This window comes from Bradyrhizobium yuanmingense (assembly GCF_025200905.1).
In the GTDB taxonomy this organism is placed as follows: domain Bacteria; phylum Pseudomonadota; class Alphaproteobacteria; order Rhizobiales; family Xanthobacteraceae; genus Bradyrhizobium; species Bradyrhizobium yuanmingense.
Window position 1 is genome coordinate 5,695,029 of record NZ_CP104173.1, and the last position, 19,865, is coordinate 5,714,893.

Here is a 19,865-nt window from a genome sequence, read left to right on the forward strand (position 1 = left end):
TAGGATGTGAACCGCTGACCGGAGCCCGGGGACAGAGGCGTTAGGCGCTTCAAGTGATTAGGCCTCTTCCATTTCAGTCAGTCATCATCAAACCGAAAACGGGGATGGCCTGGACCGCTCACAACAGATCCGGCCGTCGGCGCGGCGAAGTGCGCCGTCATCAGCTTCGTGGGCGTATCGATGCAGCGGGCAATCAGGTCGCGTATCACTTGGCTTGCCGCTGGGTTGTCGTACCCGGCGTTGACCCAATCCGGCCGCGCGAGCTGGATCGGGTGATGAATAGCGTCGCCGCTGAAGATCGCATCGTGGGACTGCGAGCAAAGGTAAAGGCCGCAGTGGTGTCTCGTGTGGCCATGGAGGGGCATGTAGCGCACTTCATCTGGCATTTCGTTCTCGAAGGCATAATCATCTTCCACGAACGCCGCCAAACCGCGGTCCACCACAGGCAAGACGCTGTCGGTAAACGCAAGCTTCCGGTAGGGCTTAACAGTTCCCGTCTCGATGGCGTCGCGCCACCATTCGAACTCACCTTTGCTGATCAGGTAGCGGGCATTGGGGAAGGTGGGGACCCACTCGCCGTTGAGCAGCCGCGTGTTCCACCCAATGTGGTCGGCGTGGAGATGCGAGCACATGACAAAGTCGACCTGCTCGGGTAGTACGCCTGCGCGCGCGAGGCGCTCAAGGAAGGGGTTCTGCAAACGATGCCATGTCGATTCATACGAACGCTCCTTGTCATTGCCGCAGCACGTATCGAACAGAATCGTATGGTGTCGGGTGCGTATGAGATACGCATGCATGCTCATTCTCAGATTTAGAGTGCCCGCCTCCATGTTACGAGGCCCGAGCCAGTGCTCATGTTCCGCAGCTTCCTCCTTCGTCACGCCCTCCAGCAGATAGTCTGGCGCGATGACGAAATCGAATTCGCTGATTCTATCGACGCGGATATCCCCGAACAACTGGGTCTTCATGCTATAGCACCGTTCGACCGCAGCGTGCTGATCTCGTCGTCCCGAAATCCGAAACGTGCCAGAACTTCGTCCGTATGCTCCCCGAGCATCGGCGCGCGCGTAGTTGGCGTGTCTCCCACCCCCATTTGGATGGCCTTGCCCATACTCAGATATTTCCCGATCCGCGGGTGTTCGTGCTCGACGACGAGCCCTTCTGCCAAGAGCTGAGGATGGTCGAACATGTCCCCGATGGAGCGAACTGCGATGCAGGGTACCTCGCCAAGCATCAGCTGTTCCCACTCAAGAGCAGTGCGCTTCATCAGCGCTTCACTTATCAGAGGTTTGATTTCATCTTTGAGAGCGGTACGCTTATTGTAGGTGTCACAGCGGGGGTCATTCGCCAATTGCGGAAAACCAAGATGCTTACAAAGATTTTTCCAAAAGGTCGTGGTGGTGGCTTGGAGAAAGACGTGCCCCTCCTTGGTCGGATAAATCCCCCCGTAACTAGGAGGCCACCACCGATCGACGTTGCGGGGTTCACTTTTGGCCCATATGAATTGTCCGGCCTGCAATGCAATAGAGGATCTCAACAAAGAGGGCTTCACATGCTGTCCCTCTCCTGTCCGCAGCCGATGAATGAGCGCCGACATAATTCCCATAGTGACGAAAGTAGCCGAAAAGTAATCCACAATGGAACCGCTCATAACCTGCGGTTGTCCAATAGCGCCCCCCTGCATCGCAGCCAAACCAGTGAAGCATTGGAGCACCGTATCATAGCCAGGATGATCCCTCAAAGGCCCGCTTTCACCGTAACCTGTCAATGAGCAGTAGATAAGATCGTCGCGATGTCCTTTTAGTGTCTCGTAGTCGATCCCGAGCCTTGGAGCCACGGACGGCCGGAAGTTGTGCACCACGACATCGGCCTTCTCAACCAGTCGATAGAAAGCAGCTCGCCCCTCCGCGCGCTTCAGGTCGAGCACGATAGAGCGCTTATTTCTGTTCACTCCCAGAAACGACCTGACTTCTTCCAGGCTCGACGGATACTGCCGCGTCATGTCACCACTAGGAGGCTCTATCTTGATGATATCGGCCCCCACATCGCCGAGCAGCGCGCAGCCGTATGGCCCAGCCAGGTATTGCGTTAGATCTAGTACAACGACTCCTTCCAGAGATTCCGCCATATTTGCCTCTAGCATTTAGGTTGATTTGTCTTAAGAAGAATCACCGGAAGAGGCACTCGCACCGCTGCTGGGTGCGAAGTCACTCTGTGCATGTTCAGTATGCGGGAATTTCGATACTCGGGATGATTCCGACATCCACGCCCGCTACCCGAGCCCTTTTTAGGACAGTCATCGCAGCCCGAATGTTGGCATAATCAATTAGTCTTGACTTGTAACGAACCGCCGCCTTCCCACGAGCCACCGCGTCCGCGAAAGCCGAAACGATCTCCCGTGCCTCGTTGATCTCGACCTCCGAGGGCGAGAAGACCTCGTTGATAATTGGGATGTGACTTGGGTGAATCGCCATTGCCCAAGTCGCCCCCATACGCTTTGATTTTTCGGCAAGTCGTCGCACCAGATCAAGGTCGTCCAGCTGCCCGGTCATAGAACCTTCGATGTGCAAGATACCGGCAGCGCGCGCTTGCAGCACGGAATAGGCGCCGAAGTAAATCCCTTCCTCGGCCGCATCATTGAGGCCCAGAGAAAGGGCAGCATCTCCACCCGGCGTTGGACCACAGGCCGCGCCGGCTCGTTTAATCCGCGGGGACGCCATGCAGAGGTCGTAAAGCCTATACATGGCCACAGCCGTTTCTGCACCCGCACCACAGATCTCGATGCTCCCGACCGGCAGGCCGCGCGACCTCTCCAGCTCCCCCAACACCCGGTCGAGCGCGGCAATATCCTCAGGGTCTTCGACTTTAGCCAGCGACACTCCATCGAGGCCCTCGATGACGACCGAATTCAGGTCGTCCAGCACCTGCCCGGTTCGCCATCCGTTGACCCTCACGAACCGGCCGAAGGAGCCGGGACGGAGCTCTTTGATGGCAGTCGCGACGGCATTGCGAGCTGCAGGCTTTCGGCTGACCTCGACAGCGTCTTCAAGATCAAACATTAGCGCGTCGGCGCCATACTTGGGTGCTTTCAACATCCAGTCGAGTTTGTCTCCGGGGACGAAGAGCATCGAGCGATAGCACCTGGCGTCTCGAAAAGTCTGAGGCATCTGGCTTCCTTAAAGTCTCAACTCCATGTCTGTTATAATGAGCCCTCCAAATGATTTGATGGAATTGGTCGTGCTTTGAAGCCGAATTTCGACGCTGAAGAAGGCATTCTCGAAGGATTTGCGCGAGTTGATCGATGATGCGGTCGCGAAGCATTGTGGCGGGCTTATCTGCCTCAATCCGTTGGCACGGCCAATTGGCGACCCAATTCACACTGCAAATTCTGAGTTCCTGCCCGTAAAAATGGGAACGGCGCATGTCTACCGGGTCGTCGCAGGGATTATTTAGGACTTCCTCAAGTTGGTGGTTTCTGATGCCCATGAGCGCATCAAGGCCGCTATCACCTAAGTGCTCTATGCCAGTTGGCGGCGTTGCCGCGTATGCACTTCATGCGCAACGCGCGCGCACGCCGCAAGAGCGGCCGGCGCGTGGTCTCTGCCTTTATCGCAACCGCGTTTGCGCAAGGCGATGCGCAGGCCGCCGAGCGTAGGGGTGCGGCGTTGCTGACCGGCCCGTTCCAACTTGCCCAAGCTCGCCGCCTTCCTCGGCCCCAACGGCGCGATCAACCGGCATACGGAGGTGATGGCCATGTCCCCAAAGAGGATGCCATCGTCCCCATCGTCGGCGCGATCCTGCTTGAGCAGAACGATGACTGAGCCGCGTAGCGCGCCCGCTACATGACGTTAGAAACCATCGCGCCGTTGAACGATGATCCCGTCTTCAGCTTCCCGGTAATCGCCAGCGGACCTGTCCGGCCCTCGCCGGCGAACGCGCTGTCACACCGCGGGCATGCTCACGGACGCTACCTGTTGCGAGTTGGCGTCGTACTTAAAACCGCCCGGCTGCAAAGCAATGATGCGGGATTTCGTCGATACGACGCCAAGAATTGGTGAAATCCAACTCAGCCGACCAGCTACGATTCCGCCTCGGTTCTAGAAAATGCGCACTTTTGAGCCGTTGACGACCAAGCGTGGGCATCCGAAAAGGGGGAAAATCATGTCAGAGCAGGTGTTTCGAAAGCTACCGTGCCGTCGCGTAAGCCGACGCTCGGTCCTCAAATCGTCGGCATCGTTGTTAGGTCTACCGTTTGTCGCAAAAGCCACTGCAGCCTTCGGGCAGGAAAAGCTGGCCGGCAGCGGCGAAGTGATCGTTCACAGTTATGGCGGCTCGTTCACGGCAAATTTGCGCAAATATGTCTTTGACCCCTTTACGAAGGCGACGGGCATCAGGGTTTTCGATGTGACAGCCGACTTGGCCGAGCCTCAACTAAAGGCAATGCACGAAGCGGGGCGCGTTGACTGGGACGCTGCTTTTGTCACGCCTCAAGGCTACGCGGAGCTGAATCAGGCCGGCATGTTCATGCCCATCGACTACAGTCTGTGGGACGACGAAGCGTTAAAAGGTGTGCCGGAATCTGCTCGCCTTACTCATGCTGTCACTGCGTACCAAAACGCTGCTTTGCTGGTTTATGATGAACGCGCTTTCCCGAAGGCTGGCCCCAAGGGGTGGGTCGACTTTTGGAATGTCAAGGAATTTCCGGGCCCAAGGGGGCTCTACGGCACTCTAGGTTTTCAAGCGATGGTATTTGCGCTGATTGCCGACGGTGTCACGCACAAAGACCTCTCGCGGCTGACTGATGACCAGATCGATCGAGCTTTGAAGAAGCTCGACGAGATCAAGCCACACATTACCAAGTGGTGGGCGGCGGGAGGGGAGCCCATACAGCTGCTCATCAACCATGAATACGCGTTGACGAGCGCCCCCGATGGCCGCGCCCTCGCGGCCATCAAGCAGGGAACACCCCTTCGCATGGTATGGGACGGCGCTACTATAGGAGAAAACTACTGGACAGTTCTTAAGGGCGGACCGAACAGCACAAACGCACTGAAATTTATCGCGTTTGTGAATCGGGCCGAAATGGCGGCCGCTTTTACACAAGGGAACGGCTATCCCGGCCCGAACCTAAATCAGCTGAAGTACCTGCCAGCCGACCTCGTGCCACTGATCAGCATAAGCGCCGACAATGCGGCGAAGACAGTCCGGTTCGACGTTGCCTGGTACTTGGAGAAACGTTCGGATGGCAAGACCAACGCGGATCACATACAAGAGCGTTGGCTGGCATGGCGGACGCGATAACCTCCCGCGCGACCGACTTCAGTCAATCACTCGCTACGTGGCTTGGCTCGCGGCTGCATTCCGCGCATCTAGCTCACTCGTCGCAAGCGTTTACTCAAGAAGGAGGAACTTATGCTGACTAGGAAGTCGGACCTGACCACCGCCTTTGTGGAGGTGTTACAGAGCGCCGCGACAGCAGGGCTGGCTCCTGATGCCATACAAGCTGCGAAGCAACGCATCCTGGATATGCTGAGCGTGACCTCGATGGGTTGGGCCTACCGGCGTCGGAGGTCGCTTTTCGCTCAGTAAGTGCGAGTGACGGTCCGTGTACCTTGATCGGTCGCAATGCAACCGCCGTCGCGGCAGACGCAGCGTTTGTGAATGCCGTTGCGAGCCACACCACGAGCCAGGTGGATTGTGGAGGCGGAGGTCACCCCGGAAGCTTCGTGGTTCCCGTATCGCTGGCGCTGGGCGAGCAGTACCGACGTTCGGGTAAAGAGGTATTGAGCGCGATCGTTGTCGGCTACGAAGCGGCGCAGCGGATGGATATGGCCGCAGCTGCCGCTTTGCATTCGAACGGGTTTCGAGCCGTCCCGGCCATCGGCGTTTTCGGCGCCGCGGCCTCTGCGTCGGTTTTGTCTGGTCTCGATACTAGCCAGTTTGCGAACGCACTCAACTTTGCTGCAAACATGGCTGGCGGGTTCTACGGGGCCTTCTCGGATGGGACCATGGAGGTCGACGTCCAATCAGGCTTCGCCGCCCGCGCCGGGGTCACAGCGGCGGCTCTTGCTGGGGCTGGTGGTGAAACCTCGCCGCGCACACTGGATGGCGCCGCCGGGTTCTTCAGTACCTTTGCGCGTGACCGAGATTATGAAGTCGGTGCTCTGACAGCTGAAACGACTGCGCTCGGGATCCATACCGCCTGGTCCAAGCCATTTTCCGGTTGCAAAGCCAATCAAGAGACGATGCTTGTGATCCGTGCGCTTCAGCCTGCCGGTTTTCCGCCATCTGAGATCGAGCGCGTGATCGTGACCCGCGGATGGAATGACTATGATGCGCCCGGAATCCAGGCTGCCCCCCCTTATCACAATATGGTGCAGGCGCTACTGTCAGCGAGGTTCACGTCCATTGCCGCGCTGCTTGGTAAGCCCGTCACGGACTCGCGATACTTTAAAGAGTCATTCGGGGATCCGGATGTTGAGGAAATCGCACACAAGACTACCTTGCTGACGGCTGAGGCGGGTGGTGAAACCGTTACAGTTGAAGTCGTTCTGAAGAACGGCCAGACGCACACCCTGCGATCTTCAGACATACCGGACACGAGCTGGGATGTAGACCTTACGAGCAGGTTCGAGAGGCTTGCGGCTCCGCGACTTCAAGGCGCTACGCGAAGCGTGCTCGATCTCGTAGCAAAACTGGATTCGGCGCCGGATATTGGTGCGCTCATGCAACTCGTCCGAGCATAGCGCGTCCGACGGCGCTCGGCTTGAGCCCGGAGGTAAGATGTACACCCCGCCACCGAAAAAAGGCCTGATGGCATCCACGGCTTCCGTCGTGCATTGGAAGCAATTGCGTCAAATTCGGCTCCGCCGCCAGGCTATTATCTGAGATCCAAGGTAGACATGTGCGCCTTGAACTTTCAACGACCGAGCGCGGGCTTCTAAAGAGGGGAAAATCATGTCCGAGAAAGAGTCTCATTAATTTCCGTTCCTCGAGTGAGCCGACGCTCGGTCCTCCAATCATCGGCGGCCCTGTTGAGCGCGTAGCCGGCACTGTGAGGCGGTTGTCTACAGCGCTTGCGGAACCTTTACCGAGAATTTGCGCAAGCGGGTCCCAGTCGATGCGCCCAGCACAGCATCGTTCCGGCAAACATTCACGGACTGAAGGAGCGACGAGGTGCCGGTCAAGAATAAGCAGACATTGGTTGGGCTGGCATGCGCTTTGATCCTGGCTGTGCCGGCGACGGCCTCGGCCGTTACCGTCGAAGTGGCGCGGGCGTGCGATGCGGCGTTGGCCAAGGCCTTTCCACCGAGACAGATCGGCAACCCCGCGGCGGGAGGCACCAAGGGAACGGCCAAGGAGAAGCGCGAGTACTTCCAGAAATGCGTCGCCAACAACGGCAAGGTCGACGACATGCCGGCGGATGCGCCAAAGGACAACAAGCCGGCCAAGTAAAACGGGGAGGCTGCGTTATCGTCGCGGCGGCGGGCAGGGCGAGTAGAACGCGCCGTTGGTCGCATTGATGCGCTCGACGCATTGGTTGGGATCGGTGATCGTTCCCGCCACCGTGAAATCGTAGCCCATCCCCTTCACCACGACGATGTAGCGGCCGGGTGCGAGCGTGAAGCCGTCTTGCTCCGGTTGCAGCAACAGCATTCTCGACTGGTCGTCGATCGGGCCGACCTTGTAGGGGTAGGACATGCTGCGGATGACCCAGGAATCGCCGGCGCTGACCATGGCCGCCTTCCCGGTGGAATCGACGCCCATGGCGCGGGAGACTTTCGCGATCACCCGAACTTCGGTCCCGCCGGCCTCGACACCCCCATCGGGCCTGAACACGATGAATTTGACATCACCGTCCGGTACTGTAGTCGCGCTCGGCGTGTTGATGGCGGCCGAGATCGCGACGCGCCGGTCCGGAATCTTTCCGGGCACCGGCTTCAGCTCATGGAGCTGGCCCTCGCTCAAGGCGTAGACGCCGAACGTCGTCGGCAAAGGCATCGAGGGGTGCGCCGCTAGCGCCGGCTCCTTGGGGCTCTCCGACGGCCGCTCCAGGGGCTCGCCGGCCGAGGGAGTCGGGATCGCGGTCGGGCACTCCTTTCAATGCCTCAGTCATCCGATGGTCTTGCATACTTCGGCGTCGGTCAGACTCACAGTAAGCGCCGTTCCGCTCCCACCTTCTCACGGCACATGGGATAGGCGAGTTTCACGATCTCTTTGAAGGGATCGGCTTGTGTCTATGCTTGACCATACGCTTAATTCGGACGTGACGGCGCGCCGGCTGGAAGTGATCACGGAGACGGGACGCCGTCGTTGGTTCTCCAAGGACGACAAGGCCCGGATTGTCGAGGAGACGCTGGTCGCAGGCGCGGTCGTTTCCGAGATTGCCCGGCGACACGGGCTGACCCCACAACAAGTGTTCACCTGGCGCCGGCAAGCACGCCGGCAGCCGGCGCCGATGGCGGACGATCCGCAGTTTGTACCGGCGGTGGTAGACGCCATGGCACCAGTCGCGGTTGCTGGCCATGAGCGCAAGACAGCGCGACGTAAGGCCAAGCCGGATGTCGGGGCTCGCCGTTGCGATGCCGGGTGCATCGAGATCGAAGCCGAAGGCGTCACGATCCGGGTCGGCCGAGGCGCGGACGTGGCGATGATTGCGGCCATCCTCCATGCGCTGAAGGCAAGCCGGTGATCGGCCCGTCCGGAACTGTCCGGGTGATGGTGGCAACCAAGCCGGTCGACTTCCGCAAGGGAATGGAGGGCCTGGCTATGTTGGTGCGCGAGCACATGAAGGCCGATCCGTTCTCGGGTGCTGTTTATGTGTTCCGTGCCAAGCGGGCGGACCGGATCAAGCTGATTTTTGGGATGGTACGGGTTTGTGCCTGTTCGCCAAGCGGCTCGAGGAAGGCGTCTTCCGCTGGCCGAAGATCGAGGACGGCGTGATGCGTTTGTCGGCGGCGGAATTGTCGGCGTTGCTCGAAGGGCTCGATTGGCGGCGTGTTCACGCGGCACGGGAGACGGTCGTCCCGACGCAAGCCGGATAATTGTGGGCCGCGCTGCGGCGAAGTGAATCAGGGGCATCGAGCACGTCGTCAGGCGGGCGCGAATATGCTCTGATTTGCCTGTGAGCGATAACCTTCCTGATGATCCCGAGACGCTGAAGGCGATGCTGCTGGCCGAGCGGCATGAGAGCGAGCGGCTGCGCCAGATCATCAAGGAATTGCAGCGTCATCGCTTTGGCCGCAAGGCAGAGTCGCTTCCCGAGGAGCAGATGCTGCTAGGCCTCGAGGACGTCGAACAGGTTGCGGCCTGTACAGAAGCCAGCCAAGACGAGACAGCTCCGGAAGGCCGGGCCGAACCGGCGCGCAAGCGCCGCAACAATCGCGGAGCACTGCCGGCGCACCTGCCGCGGATCGAGGTCGTCGTCGACATCGACGACAAGATCTGCCCCTGCTGCCAGGGCGAACTGCATCGGATCGGCGAGGACAGGAGCGAACGGCTGGACATGGTGCCGGCGCAGTTCCGCGTTGTCGTCACCCGGCGCCCCAAATACGCCTGTCGCGCCTGCGAGGACGGCGTCCTGCAGGCCGAGGCTCCGGCCCGGCTGATCGAGGGCGGACTGCCGACGGAGGCAACCGTCGCCCAGGTTCTGGTGTCCAAATATGCCGATCATCTGCCGCTTTACCGGCAGGCCCAGATCTATGCCCGCCAGGGCATCGCTCTCGATAGATCGACGCTGGCGGACTGGGTAGGGCATGCCGCCTTCCATCTGCGCCCGCTGCATGAGCGCCTTCTCACGGTGCTTCGCGCGAGATCCAAACTGTTCGCCGACGAGACGACGGTGCCGGTGCTCGATCCTGGTCGAGGGCGCACCAAGACCGGCCAGCTCTGGGCCTATGCCGCCGACGACAGGCCCTGGGGCGGCCTCGATCCGCCCGGCATCACCTATGTCTATGCACCCGACCGCAAGGCCGAGCGGCTGTTCAGCCATCTTGCCGGCTTCAAGGGCGTCCTGCAGGTCGATGGTTACAACGCCTATCCAAAGCTTGCCGAGCGTGGCGAGGTCGAGCTTGCCTTCTGCTGGGTGCACATGCGGCGCAACTTCTACGAACTCGCGACAGCCGGCCCGGCGCCGATCGCAAGCGAGGCGCTCAAGCACATTGCCGCATTCTATGCGATCGAGAAGGAGATCCGCGGCTGCAGCGCGGAGGAGCGCCGCCTCGTGCGGCAGCAGAAGAGCCGACCACTGGCCGATGCCTTCGAGGTATGGCTGCGCGCCAAACTGGCTCTCATCAGCCAGAAGACCAAGCTCGCCGACGCCATCCGCTACGCCCTCTCGCGCTGGCAGGGACTGACGCGCTTCATCAATGACGGCCGCATCGAACTCGACAACAATACCGTCGAACGATCAATCCGTGGCATCAAGCTCAGTCGCAAGAACGCGCTGTTTGCCGGATCCGACGGCGGTGCCGAACACTGGGCTGTCGTCGCGTCCCTGGTCGAGACTTGCAAGCTCAACGACGTCGATCCGCTCGCTTATCTCACCAACGTCCTGACCAGGATCGTCAAAGGGCATCCCAACCGCGACATCGACCAGCTATTGCCCTGGTCCTACCGCGCTCAAGCCCTCAAAGCCGTGGCCTGAGCACGACGCTTACGATCCGACGGCGGTGCCGAACACTGGGCTGTCGTCGCGTCCCTGGTCGAGACTTGCAAGCTCAACGACGTCGATCCGCTCGCTTATCTCACCAACGTCCTGACCAGGATCGTCAAAGGGCATCCCAACCGCGACATCGACCAGCTATTGCCCTGGTCCTACCGCGCTCAAGCCCTCAAAGCCGTGGCCTGAGCACGACGCTTACGACTCACACGTGGGTCCGGCTGACCTTTCCTGGAGCGGTGGCGTCCAACCCGAAAGGAACCGACGGCTCCCGTGCGCAAGCAGGATAGCGCCGGTGATGAACTTCGCCTCGTCGAACTGGGAAGAGAGCCACGTAAACCCTATTCCAAGCCCTGCCCAACTTGCCGCGAAAGCTGCACGTGCATTGGGGCCTTTCGAGACCGCCGCTGTCCCGCGGGAGTCGCTGCCTGCGGCGCGGCCACCACACATACGGCACAAGCTATCGCTAACAGAGCCGAACACCCGACGCGGCTCCGCTGACATCGCATCGTAGCTATTAGAAACGTGGAAAGAGATCCGATTTTCCCCTGTCCGAAGCCGAACCCTTGTTTTGCGTTACCGGACTCAGCGCGGGATTGAAGGTGGTCAAGGGACGCGGATACGGCAGGTCGGGAATTCGTGCGAAGCGGACTTGTTGGGACGCGTCGAACATGCGAAGGCTGCGGCGCAAAGGCCGCCTCGGGAACTCATTTTAGATTCCTGTATGAGGGGTGCGGCAAACCAGGCGTTTTCACGCGAAGAGTGTAAACGGACGTACTTGCGGTCAACATCAGCGTCTTCAGGTCGGCACCGACGAAAGCGACGTTGGCGCAAATCTCGGGCGTCTCAATAATCCCGATCAAGGTCCCGTCCGGTTCGAATACCCAGACGCCGCTAGCACCGGTGCAGAAGACCCGGCCCGCCTCGTCGACCTTCATGCCGTCAGGGCAACCTGTCGATTCATCAGGAGCCATGCCAGCAGACATGTCAGCAAATATACGACGTCGGAGCAACTTGCCGTTTTTGTCGATATCTCGAGCGCCGCTATATACTGGCTCCATCGCGTGTTGGAAACATAAAGCGTCTGTTCGTCTTTCGAAAGCGCTAGGCCGTTGGGATATTCGATCTTGGCCACTTCGCTGACGAAGCCATCGATGGCGATGCGATAGACGGCGCCGTGGCCAATCTCACGTTCCTGCAAGGGGATGCGATAGTTCGGATCCGTGAAGTAAAGTGAGCCGTCTTGCGCGCAAATCACGTCATTTGGGCGGCTGAGGCGTGCGCCCCGGAACTTGTCCGCTATCGTGGTGACGCTGCCGTCATCCTCGATGCGATAGACACGGCGCAGGCCGCCTTCGCAGTTGACCAGTCGCCCCTGTAGGTCGAATGTGCTGCCATTTCCTGCTAACGTGTCGCGGACTTTCATCGGCTTCTCACCCAGCACCATCTTGAAGAGCACGTTAGATCTCAAATCCACGAAGTAGACGAAACCATCCGGATGCCAGAGTGGCCCCTCCGTGAACACAAAGCCACCGGCCACTCTCTTAAGTCTCGTGGTCTCCACAATGTCAATCAACGTAACCATAGCTTTCGGTCCTATTGATTAGTGGGCGCCTGTGCCGATTGCATCTTCCAGCACTATCATGAGGAATGAGCACTGGTAACACAGCGCCCTGCGCGGCCTGCGTAGTGACCGCGCCGTCACCGTGCAATCACGTTCCGGTCCCGTGTACCGCACTCGGATCCAGGCAATAAAACGTTTGTGAGCGAATTCTTGGACGTCCGCCGGCTGCGAATCGCCTCCACCCGGGCCGCATACAAATCACATGCATCTGCAGAATCAGCAGCAGGTTTGCAGGTTTCTCCGAGTCATTACGCGCTTCGGCGGCGGTATCACGCGAGCACAGTTATGCCATTCTTGACAACTGTGACGCCGCGCTCCTTTACGCTCGCTTCGAACGAGATCACCTTGCCATCCTTCCACATCTCCAGAATGACGGTCTCCCCCGGGTAGACGGGCGATGAAAACCGCGCCGCGTGGCGACTGAAGGCACTGGGATCATAGTCGGCATAAGTCTGCAGAATGCCGCGGCAGGTGATTCCGTAGGTGCACATGCCGTGAAGGATTGGCTTCGGAAATCCAAATCGCTTAGCGGATTCCGGATCTGAATGCAGCGGGTGACGGTCGCCGCAAAGCCTGTACATCAGCCCTTGATCAGGACGGGTTGGAATGTCGACGACCCGGTCGGGAGTTCGGCTCGGCATTTGATGAGGCTGGAGCTGGCCATGGGAGGATCCGCCGAAGCCGCCGTCCCCGCGCGCAAAGTACGATGTCACCAGAGTCGCTAATGGTTCGCCCTGGCTGGCCTTCAGCACGGTCTGGAAGCGGATGACTGCCCCCTTGTCCTTACCTTTGTCGTAGATGGCAACCACGTAAGAATCAGCCGTGATATCCGCAGCAGACGGAAGTGTACTATGAAATGCGATATCGCGCTCGCCGTCCAACGCGATCGAGTTCAGATTGAACTCGCCGGGTTCGGCAAAGCCGGCTGCGACTGAGGCAAATGTCGGTACGACCTTCAATGGCCGCGCCGTCACCGTCGCCTCGTTCACGAAAGCGAGCTCCTTTTCGTCCAGGGGATCGGCTCCCATGCCGATTCCAAGAGCGTAAAGCATCACATCGCGATCGTTATAGCTGTACTTTTGGCCAAGTTTCTTCATGGCCATCAGCTGCTCATAGTTGATTGCCATTGTGATCTTCCCTCGCAGCCAGGCCTGGCGAGACTACAGCGATTTCGACGGCTTAAGTTGTTGCAGAGGAGGAGCAAGCAACGATCATTGCCTGGCTCAGATCTCTCTCGTAGTCAAAAATCATTCGCCGTCTCTCCCCTTGAGCAGGTAGCAGTATCCATATTCGCCGAACGTCTCGCGGTCGAACCAAGAGCTGCGATGTCGGCAGACGATCAAACTCATTTGATCTTCTTTTTGGTTATCAGGCAGTCCACGGCCGTTAGCCCGGTGCCATTGGCAGAAAGGATGATGGGGTTTATGTCTATCTCGTCGATCTCGTCGGCAAGATCGGTGCAGAGCGTGCCGAACTTCACAATGCAATCGGCTAATCCGTCCAAGTCTGTCTTTCCACCCCCTCGCGCACCGCGCAGAACGCTCGCACCGCGCAGCCGTCCCATAGCAGCTTGCACATCCGCCGCATCGAAGCGAGGCAGCAGCACCTGCACATCCCTGAGTGCCTCAACCCATATTCCGCCCAATCCGAAGGCGACGACCGGCCCGAATTGCGGATCAAAAGTCGCGCCGAGCATGATTTCCGGCCCTGATTTAGCCATTTCTTGCACGACGACCCCGGCGATCTTCGCTTCGGGACTGTGCGACCGGACCGAAGCTATGATTTTCTCAAACGCCTCCGCTGCTTTTTCCGCTGACGGAATATTCAAGACGACGCCGCCAACGTCCGTCTTGTGCACGATCTCGGCCGACTCGATCTTCATCACGACCGGGAAATTAAGCATCTGTGCGATGCGCGCCGCCTCATCCGCCCGCGTCGCCAGGGCTTCGCGCGTGACCGGAATTCCGTAGAGCGCGAGCAGACGCTTGCCCTCACGCTCGGTCAGAACGCTGTCTTTCGCCTCGCGCATGATGCGCAATGCCTCGGAATAGCTAGCACTGCGCCGGCCCCGGTGGGCTGACAGACGATCGCCAGGTTTGCGGCCGCGTTGAAATTCAGCATAGCCAATCAGAGCCGAGAGCGCCTTCAGCCCGGGAGCCAACCCTTGCAAAAACGGCATGCCATCGAAATCGCCCTTCGGCTCGACCATCGTATCCTTTGGATCGAGAGAGGTGTAGAAATGGCCGCCGGCAAGGCTCAATATCGGGAATACGACCTCTGGTGCCGATGATGCAGCCTGCTTCAAAGCTTGTCCAAGGGCCGAGCTCATATCGAGGCGCGAAGGAAAGCCCCGCCCCCAGATCACCATGTCGTACGCGCCACAGGTCGCAAGCGTGCTCAGCGACTCATCGATGATCTGCGTGTCATAACCGCCCTGCGCAGTGAGATCGAGCGGATTGCCAACATTCCCGAACTCGGGAAAGACCGCTTCCAGCCGAGCTTTTGCAGGTTCAGGCAGTGGCGGGAATTCTATGCCGTAAGAGGCCGCGACGTCAGACAGAATGCTGGCGGCAGTCCCGGAGAAAGATGCGAACGCTACGCGGCGCCCCCGCGGTCGCTTGGTCGAAGACAACGCAACCGCGGTCTCAATCAGGTCATCCACCGTATCGACCCGGATGACACCCAGTCTCTTCAGGACGGCATCGATCGCCACGTCTGAACCTACGAGCGAGCCTGTATGAGCTAATGCCGCTTGGCGCGCCTTTTCAGAGCGGCCAATCTTGATCATCACAATGGGCTTGCCCTTATCGGCCGCGCGCTCGCAGGCCTTGATGAATTCAAGGGGACGCCTGATCTGCTCGCAGTAAGAGGTGATGACGCGCGTATCCTCGTCATCGACAAAATAGTCTATGAAATCTGCGACATCGAGACATGCCTCATTGCCAACTGTGACCGCACGGCCGATGCCGATTCCGCGTGCCAGCAATGGAACGATGAGGCTATAAACGAGAGTACCGCTTTGCAGGATGGAGCTAATTCCACCTGCCTTCATGGTGTGAAAGTCCAGCGGGACCGCGATCAACCGATTGGCCGCGTTCATCAAGCCGAAGCAGTTTGGACCGACCACCGGGATGCCCGTTCGTGCGGCCCAGTCCATGAGCCAGCGTTGCTTACTTGCCCCATCGCCAGCCTGCTCGGCGAACCCGCTCGAGATAATCTGAATCGCTCGCACGCCGGCGGCTTCGCAATCCTCAAGGACCTCGGGAATGGCCTTGCTCGGAATGGCGATCATGGCGAGGCCAACGGGATGTGGTATGGCTTTCAAGCTCGGATAGCATGGCGCGCCCGCGATCTGCATGTAACGCGGATTCACTGCAAAGACCTCTCCCGCGAAATCCCATTTCTTGATATTCGTGAGGATTTCCGTTGCAAAGCCCCCCTTCTGCGAAGCTCCGACAATCGCGACAGATCCCGGCTGGAAGAGCTGGCTGATCCTTGCCGTTCCCTGCTGAAGGCGGCCCTGTTGCAGCACACGATCAACTTGCATGTTTATCCCGTCGGTTTTTGCTTCGCGTAACGCTGTGTCTCGTTTGGACCAGGTGCCGATCCTACTGCCGAATCGGCTGCTCGCCGAACAGGCCTCCGAGGGATGCGAGCCGCTGAAGGTGGTGGTCGGTATCGCCGAACCAGGTGTCGATCATCGTCACATGCTTGAAATAGTGGCCGATGCTGTATTCCATGGTCATACCGATGCCACCATGGAGCTGGATGGCCTGCCGTCCGAGCGCCTTCGATGATTGACCGATCTGCGCTTTTGCCGCCGAAATGGCGCGCTCACGCTCCGTCACATCACCTTCTCCTGCCATCATGGTGGCGTAGAGCGCCATGGAGCGAGACTGCTCGAGTTCAACGAACATATCGACCGCCCGGTGCTGAAGCACCTGGAAGGAGCCGATTGTCGTGCCGAACTGCTTGCGCGTCTTCAAGTAGTTGACGGTTGTGGCATGCATTTCAGCGAAGCAGCCGACGGCCTCGGCGCAGAGGGCGGCAACCGCTTCGTCTGCAACGCGTGAGATAATCGGGTAAGCGCCTGCCGGATCACCGATAACGTCAGCGGCCGTAATCCGAACGTTCTGAAGCGTGATCTCGGCCGCACTCAGCCCGTCCTGCGTGGGATATGCGCGCCGCATAAGGCCCGGAGCTTGAACGTCGACCAGGAAAAGGCCAATCCCGTCCTTTTCCCGCGCGCCCCCCGTCGTTCGCGCTGATACGATGATCTTGTCCGCGGCATCGCCGTGGAGAACGAGACCCTTGGCGCCGTTGAGCACCCAACCCTCGCCGTCCCTCTTCGCCCGAGTTTCCACATCGAAAAGGTCATACCGGGATTGCGGTTCAGCGTAAGCAAAGGCGAGTTTCATCCGACCTTCGGTAATCGCGGGGACGAGATTCGTCTTCTGGGTTTCGTTCGCACCATGCCGCAGGATACCGCCCGCGAGTACGACCGTTGCGAAATATGGCTCGAGGACGAGCGCCTTACCGAAAGCTTCCATGACGATCATGGTCTCGACCGCTCCGGCGCCGAGGCCGCCATCAGCCTCCGAGAAAGGCAGCCCAAGAAGCCCCAGCTCAGCATAGCGCGCCCACATCGCTTCACTGAACCCAGACTTCTCTGCCCGGTACTTGCGGCGATCCTCAAAGCTATAATGCTCGCGCATCAATCGCTCGACGCCATTCTTAAGGAGCCGCTGCTCCTCGGAAAGATCAAGATCCACTAGAGAACCTCCTGAAACGGGGCCGCATCTTTGCCCCTCAAACCTTTAGAACCCACGCATTCAGCGGCTTATGGCCTTGCTGAAGCGTCAGAGGCCGAGGACGACCTTTGCGATGATGTTCTTCTGGATCTCATCCGAGCCGCTATAGATCGGCACCTTACGTCCATTGAAATAGGCGGGCGCAATTGGTCCGGCCCACTCGGGACCGATCGACGTCTCTCGCTGAAGCTCCTCCTCGGATTGATAGGGTAGCGCGTATGGGCCGATCACATCCATCAGAAGCTCGGCGGTCGCCTGCTGAATCTCAGACCCCTTGATCTTGAGGATTGAGCTCGCGGGATCCTGAGTACCCTTTTCGCGTTTCGATTGGCTGGCAACGGCGCGGAGCTGCGTCATCTCGAGCGCCTTGAGCTGGACTTCGACCGCGGCAATCTTCTTGCGGAAATCGGCCCTGTCGATCAACCACTCGCCACTGACGCGGGTCCGTGAAGCAAGCTCCTTAATGCGGCGGATGCGCTCCTTCGAAAGGCCAACACAAGCAATCGTGACGCGCCCATTGCCGAGGACGAACTTGGCGTAATCCCAGCCGCGGTTTTCCTCGCCGACGCGATTTTCGACAGGAACCCGCACGTCGTCGAAGAACACCTCGCACACTTCGGGATATCCGTCGAACAACTGGATCGGGCGCACTGTCACGCCGGGGGACTTCAGGTCGATCAGCAGAAACGAGATGCCCCGCTGCTTCTTGGCCTCAAAATCAGTCCTGACCAGGCAAAAGATCCAGTTGGAATATTGCGCCAACGAGGTCCAGGTTTTTTGACCATTGACGACATAGTGGTCGCCGTCGCGGACGGCCCGCGTCTTGAGCGAAGCCAGATCGGAGCCAGCTCCAGGTTCTGAGAAACCCTCGCACCACCAGTCATCGACGTTAACAATGCGGGGCAGGAAATACTTCTTCTGCGACTCGTTTCCGAAGTTATAGATAACTGGACCAACCAAGTTGATGCCGCTACCGGCCGGCTCCGGCGCCGGCGTCTGGCTCACTTCCTCGCCGAAGATGTACTGCTGGACCGGTGTCCATCCCATGCCACCGTACTCGACCGGCCAGTGCGGCACGGCCCACCCCTTCTGCGCCAGGATGCGCGTCCAGCGCACCTTGTCGTCCCTGCTGGGATGCCTGCCCGCAATCAGTTTGTCGCGGATGTCTGCGGGGATTGCAGAGCGGCAGAATGCCCGGACCTCGTCGCGGAAGGCAAGTTCGTCGGGGGTAAAGTCTAGATCCATCGTGGCTTCCTAGTTGCGCGACAGTCGGCGCCGGTCGTCCATGTCTAATATACCCGCTCGACTGAAGCTAAAATCCGAAATCAAACCAGGAAGAGCTGAAAAGCTGCGCGGAACACCTGAATTTTGAAGTTTTGATGCGCCGCAAAGCTGAGTTGTCGCGGTCTGCGACGGGGTTCGGGTCACCGTTCATTCGGCGCAGATGGCCAACACGACTGGCCTGCCTGAAGGTGCCGCTGGAAACGAGTTTCCAAGTAGCGGTCTGCCAAGCATGGGGAGCCGCGCAGCCACACGGGGCGCTCGGATTTCTGCAGAGCATCATAGCCTCAACGCTAGCCCATGAGAACTCCCGGAGAGGAGGCGCCGCCCCACCCGTCCACCTTCAGCGCCGAGATCCTGAATCGCGCGTTGCGACTGATGGATTCTGGTCCAGGATTGCGCAAAGGGCGCAGCCTCGACTTAACCAGTCACGCGCGCATCGGTGCTTGCGAATAGGCTCAGGCGGTGCCGGGCAACCAGAGGCATCGACCAGCGGCTTCACACCCTTGATCGGCAGCCGTTGGCTTCCTGGTCAGACCGAGATCCAGGAAAGGGCCGCTCCCGCATTCATTCTTCAGATCAACGGGCTAAACGCCGAAAAACTGCGATCGGATCGAGTAAGGCTGCGCATTCATCAAGGCGAAGCGGATTCGGGTTTGGATTCACATCAGAGCCCCCTAAGTCCACCCGGTATCGATCACCGAGCATCACAGCTTTTCTCCTAAAGTAACGACGGGAATGGCTCATGAACAATCTCATTCTCAATGCAGGGAACAAGCATTTTTCATCGAGTTACTTCGAAGCTCGTCAGAAGTTTCGCGACTACGTTAAGGATGCCGCCGTCGGTGAGGCACGAATATATCCATCGCCCGCATGCGGACCAGGAGGAGAAGAGCTCTCAACCGACGTTGCCTGGTTTGGTAATCGCCGGGCCTCGAGAGTTGGCGTTCTCATCTCAGCTACCCATGGCGCCGAAGGATATTGTGGATCCGCAGCCCAGCTGGACTGGCTGGCCGAGCGTGGATACGACAGGCTGAAGTCGGATGAAGCGATGCTGTTGATCCACGCCATCAACCCCTCGCCATGTCTACGTTTGCCTGGAATTCGGAACCTACCCTCCGGAGGCGGCCAGACCAGTGTTGCGCGCTGACCATTGGCTCTATGCCTTCGGCCAAACTCAGATTCACACTGACTTTGGGCGTGAGGTTCGCCGCCGCGTGAAGCAGCATTATTACCCGGATATGCACGATTGGAAGGAGATGGTGCTGTATCGTAGTCGTCAGGTTCATCGGCAGATGATGGAAGGGATGAGAACGTGACCCATTACGAGCTCTGCCTTGGTTCAAACCACCTCACCTGGCGTTCTGAGACCTGCGCATGGCCGAAAAGTTGCGTGAACCTGCCGCAGCGCGTCGGCGGCCTCCTCAAAGGGGCCTATGTACGTTTTCTCCAACTGGCCCGCTCCATCGCAAGTGGGCGTCCCTTTTGT

The 19,865-nt window shown here is 59.2% G+C and carries 17 protein-coding genes and 3 pseudogenes; 10 read left to right on the top strand and 10 right to left on the bottom strand.

The window, feature by feature from the left end; genetic code table 11:
• Positions 1 to 77 precede the first annotated feature (77 nt).
• The 3 genes from N2605_RS26505 to N2605_RS26515 all read right to left on the bottom strand — a co-directional run bounded on the left by N2605_RS26505 (position 78) and on the right by N2605_RS26515 (position 3,128).
• On the bottom strand, positions 78 to 968 hold the full coding sequence (locus N2605_RS26505) for an MBL fold metallo-hydrolase (protein ID WP_260343696.1): 891 nt from the start codon (positions 966 to 968) through the stop codon (positions 78 to 80).
• On the bottom strand, positions 965 to 2,128 hold the full coding sequence (locus N2605_RS26510; protein WP_260343697.1) for a CaiB/BaiF CoA transferase family protein: 1,164 nt from the start codon (positions 2,126 to 2,128) through the stop codon (positions 965 to 967). The genes N2605_RS26505 and N2605_RS26510 overlap by 4 nt, the downstream gene beginning before the upstream one ends.
• Positions 2,129 to 2,222: 94 nt before the next feature.
• Positions 2,223 to 3,128 (bottom strand): HpcH/HpaI aldolase/citrate lyase family protein, encoded by a 906-nt coding sequence (locus N2605_RS26515; RefSeq protein ID WP_260343699.1) that lies wholly within the window; start codon positions 3,126 to 3,128, stop codon positions 2,223 to 2,225.
• A gap of 331 nt (positions 3,129 to 3,459) precedes the next feature.
• On the opposite strand from N2605_RS26515, the pseudogene N2605_RS26520 reads away from it, so the two are divergent.
• From N2605_RS26520 to N2605_RS26535, 4 genes and pseudogenes are all read left to right on the top strand, one after another.
• Positions 3,460 to 3,908 (top strand): annotated as a pseudogene (locus N2605_RS26520) (transposase); the annotation flags it as partial.
• 253 nt (positions 3,909 to 4,161) lie between these two features.
• Positions 4,162 to 5,301, top strand: coding sequence for an ABC transporter substrate-binding protein (locus N2605_RS26525; protein ID WP_260343702.1), 1,140 nt, complete (start codon positions 4,162 to 4,164; stop codon positions 5,299 to 5,301).
• A gap of 311 nt (positions 5,302 to 5,612) precedes the next feature.
• Positions 5,613 to 6,746: an MmgE/PrpD family protein gene (locus N2605_RS26530; protein ID WP_260343703.1), complete on the top strand. Its 1,134-nt coding sequence runs from the start codon at positions 5,613 to 5,615 to the stop codon at positions 6,744 to 6,746.
• A 430-nt stretch (positions 6,747 to 7,176) separates the two neighbouring features.
• The gene (locus N2605_RS26535; protein WP_260343704.1) at positions 7,177 to 7,455 is read left to right on the top strand and encodes a hypothetical protein; all 279 of its coding nucleotides are present in this window, start codon (positions 7,177 to 7,179) and stop codon (positions 7,453 to 7,455) included.
• A gap of 15 nt (positions 7,456 to 7,470) precedes the next feature.
• Here N2605_RS26535 and N2605_RS26540 read toward each other — a convergent pair whose 3' ends face one another.
• A complete protein-coding gene (locus N2605_RS26540) occupies positions 7,471 to 8,001 on the bottom strand; it encodes a hypothetical protein (protein WP_260343705.1) in 531 nt (176 codons plus the stop codon).
• Between the two features lie 238 nt (positions 8,002 to 8,239).
• Between N2605_RS26540 and tnpA the strand changes: the two genes are divergently transcribed.
• The 4 genes and pseudogenes from tnpA to N2605_RS26560 form a co-directional block, all read left to right on the top strand.
• Positions 8,240 to 8,692: an IS66-like element accessory protein TnpA gene (gene tnpA, locus N2605_RS26545; protein ID WP_260343607.1), complete on the top strand. Its 453-nt coding sequence runs from the start codon at positions 8,240 to 8,242 to the stop codon at positions 8,690 to 8,692.
• A pseudogene (gene tnpB, locus N2605_RS26550) lies at positions 8,689 to 9,044 on the top strand (IS66 family insertion sequence element accessory protein TnpB). The gene tnpA and the pseudogene tnpB overlap by 4 nt, the downstream one beginning before the upstream one ends.
• Before the next feature lie 122 nt (positions 9,045 to 9,166).
• Entirely contained in the window at positions 9,167 to 10,645 is a 1,479-nt protein-coding gene (gene tnpC / locus N2605_RS26555; protein WP_260347495.1) for an IS66 family transposase, read from the top strand.
• Positions 10,646 to 10,660: 15 nt separating this feature from the next.
• A pseudogene (locus N2605_RS26560) lies at positions 10,661 to 10,849 on the top strand (transposase domain-containing protein); the annotation flags it as partial.
• Between the two features lie 518 nt (positions 10,850 to 11,367).
• On the opposite strand, the gene N2605_RS26565 reads toward N2605_RS26560, so the two are convergent.
• The 6 genes from N2605_RS26565 to N2605_RS26590 form a co-directional block, all read right to left on the bottom strand.
• Positions 11,368 to 11,646 carry an SMP-30/gluconolactonase/LRE family protein gene (locus tag N2605_RS26565; protein WP_311735330.1) on the bottom strand — a complete coding sequence of 93 codons (279 nt, stop codon included), beginning with the start codon at positions 11,644 to 11,646 and terminating at the stop codon, positions 11,368 to 11,370.
• On the bottom strand, positions 11,595 to 12,245 hold the full coding sequence (locus tag N2605_RS26570; protein ID WP_260343707.1) for an SMP-30/gluconolactonase/LRE family protein: 651 nt from the start codon (positions 12,243 to 12,245) through the stop codon (positions 11,595 to 11,597). Before N2605_RS26570 ends, N2605_RS26565 begins: the two co-directional genes overlap by 52 nt.
• 308 nt (positions 12,246 to 12,553) lie before the next feature.
• On the bottom strand, positions 12,554 to 13,411 hold the full coding sequence (locus tag N2605_RS26575; protein WP_260343708.1) for a MaoC/PaaZ C-terminal domain-containing protein: 858 nt from the start codon (positions 13,409 to 13,411) through the stop codon (positions 12,554 to 12,556).
• A gap of 218 nt (positions 13,412 to 13,629) precedes the next feature.
• A complete protein-coding gene (locus tag N2605_RS26580) occupies positions 13,630 to 15,831 on the bottom strand; it encodes an acetate--CoA ligase family protein (RefSeq protein WP_260343710.1) in 2,202 nt (733 codons plus the stop codon).
• A 61-nt stretch (positions 15,832 to 15,892) separates the two neighbouring features.
• On the bottom strand, positions 15,893 to 17,056 hold the full coding sequence (locus tag N2605_RS26585; protein WP_260343711.1) for an acyl-CoA dehydrogenase family protein: 1,164 nt from the start codon (positions 17,054 to 17,056) through the stop codon (positions 15,893 to 15,895).
• Between the two features lie 87 nt (positions 17,057 to 17,143).
• On the bottom strand, positions 17,144 to 18,340 hold the full coding sequence (locus N2605_RS26590; protein WP_260343712.1) for an acyl-CoA dehydrogenase family protein: 1,197 nt from the start codon (positions 18,338 to 18,340) through the stop codon (positions 17,144 to 17,146).
• 781 nt (positions 18,341 to 19,121) lie between these two features.
• Between N2605_RS26590 and N2605_RS26595 the strand changes: the two genes are divergently transcribed.
• Positions 19,122 to 19,526 carry a M14 family metallopeptidase gene (locus tag N2605_RS26595; RefSeq protein WP_260343713.1) on the top strand — a complete coding sequence of 135 codons (405 nt, stop codon included), beginning with the start codon at positions 19,122 to 19,124 and terminating at the stop codon, positions 19,524 to 19,526.
• A complete protein-coding gene (locus N2605_RS36560) occupies positions 19,513 to 19,695 on the top strand; it encodes a hypothetical protein (protein ID WP_425248817.1) in 183 nt (60 codons plus the stop codon). Before N2605_RS26595 ends, N2605_RS36560 begins: the two co-directional genes overlap by 14 nt.
• The last annotated feature ends 170 nt before the right edge of the window (positions 19,696 to 19,865 follow it).

Excerpts from the sequence above, each read along its gene's own strand:
- N2605_RS26505 (WP_260343696.1), bottom strand. The coding sequence starts at position 968 with ATGAAGACCCAGTTGTTCGGGGATATCCGCGTCGATAGAATCAGCGAA.
- N2605_RS26510 (WP_260343697.1), bottom strand. The coding sequence starts at position 2,128 with ATGGCGGAATCTCTGGAAGGAGTCGTTGTACTAGATCTAACGCAATAC.
- N2605_RS26515 (WP_260343699.1), bottom strand. The coding sequence starts at position 3,128 with ATGCTCTTCGTCCCCGGAGACAAACTCGACTGGATGTTGAAAGCACCC.
- N2605_RS26525 (WP_260343702.1), top strand. The coding sequence starts at position 4,162 with ATGTCAGAGCAGGTGTTTCGAAAGCTACCGTGCCGTCGCGTAAGCCGA.
- N2605_RS26540 (WP_260343705.1), bottom strand. The coding sequence starts at position 8,001 with ATGCCTTTGCCGACGACGTTCGGCGTCTACGCCTTGAGCGAGGGCCAG.
- tnpA (WP_260343607.1), top strand. The coding sequence starts at position 8,240 with ATGCTTGACCATACGCTTAATTCGGACGTGACGGCGCGCCGGCTGGAA.
- tnpC (WP_260347495.1), top strand. The coding sequence starts at position 9,167 with ATGCTGCTGGCCGAGCGGCATGAGAGCGAGCGGCTGCGCCAGATCATC.
- N2605_RS26565 (WP_311735330.1), bottom strand. The coding sequence starts at position 11,646 with ATGTCTGCTGGCATGGCTCCTGATGAATCGACAGGTTGCCCTGACGGC.
- N2605_RS26570 (WP_260343707.1), bottom strand. The coding sequence starts at position 12,245 with ATGGTTACGTTGATTGACATTGTGGAGACCACGAGACTTAAGAGAGTG.
- N2605_RS26575 (WP_260343708.1), bottom strand. The coding sequence starts at position 13,411 with ATGGCAATCAACTATGAGCAGCTGATGGCCATGAAGAAACTTGGCCAA.
- N2605_RS26580 (WP_260343710.1), bottom strand. The coding sequence starts at position 15,831 with ATGCAAGTTGATCGTGTGCTGCAACAGGGCCGCCTTCAGCAGGGAACG.
- N2605_RS26590 (WP_260343712.1), bottom strand. The coding sequence starts at position 18,340 with ATGGATCTAGACTTTACCCCCGACGAACTTGCCTTCCGCGACGAGGTC.
- N2605_RS26595 (WP_260343713.1), top strand. The coding sequence starts at position 19,122 with ATGAACAATCTCATTCTCAATGCAGGGAACAAGCATTTTTCATCGAGT.